Genomic DNA, 587 nt, shown 5'->3' with positions numbered 1-587 from the left:
GCACCGAGGTTGGGCAGTGCGGGCAGGGTCGGGAACGGCGGAATGGTGAACGGCGGCAACGTCAATGGCGGCAGAGCAAAGTTGCCAGCCAAGTCGACCAGGGCGTTGATGCCGCCAGTGATGGTGGCACCGAGGTTGGGCAGTGCGGGCAGCGTCGGGAACGGCGGCAGCGTGAACGGCGGAATCGCGAACGGCGGGATGGCCAGGTTGCCGGCCAGATCGACCAGGGCGTTGATGCCGCCGGTGATGGTCGCACCGAGGTTGGGCAGTGCGGGCAGTGTCGGGAACGGCGGCAGCGTGAACGGCGGAATCGCGAACGGCGGGATGGCCAGGTTGCCAGCCAGATCGACCAGGGCGTTGATGCCGCCGGTGATGGTGGCACCGAGGTTGGGCAGTGCGGGCAGGGTCGGGAACGGCGGAATGGTGAACGGCGGCAACGTCAATGGCGGCAGAGCAAAGTTGCCGGCCAAGTCGACCAGGGCGTTGATGCCGCCGGTGATGGTGGCACCGAGGTTGGGCAGTGCGGGCAGCGTCGGGAACGGCGGCAGCGTGAACGGCGGAATCGCGAACGGCGGGATGGCCAGGTT

The 587-nt window shown here is 68.3% G+C and carries 1 pseudogene; it reads right to left on the bottom strand.

Annotated features, from left to right (window positions below):
* Positions 1-587 (bottom strand): annotated as a pseudogene (locus A5634_RS28550) (hypothetical protein); the annotation flags it as partial.

The organism is Mycobacterium asiaticum (assembly GCF_001673365.1).
Lineage (GTDB): Bacteria > Actinomycetota > Actinomycetes > Mycobacteriales > Mycobacteriaceae > Mycobacterium > Mycobacterium asiaticum_A.
The sequence above is the reverse complement of the archived record's forward strand: the minus strand, read 5'-3'. Positions and strand labels throughout refer to the sequence as shown.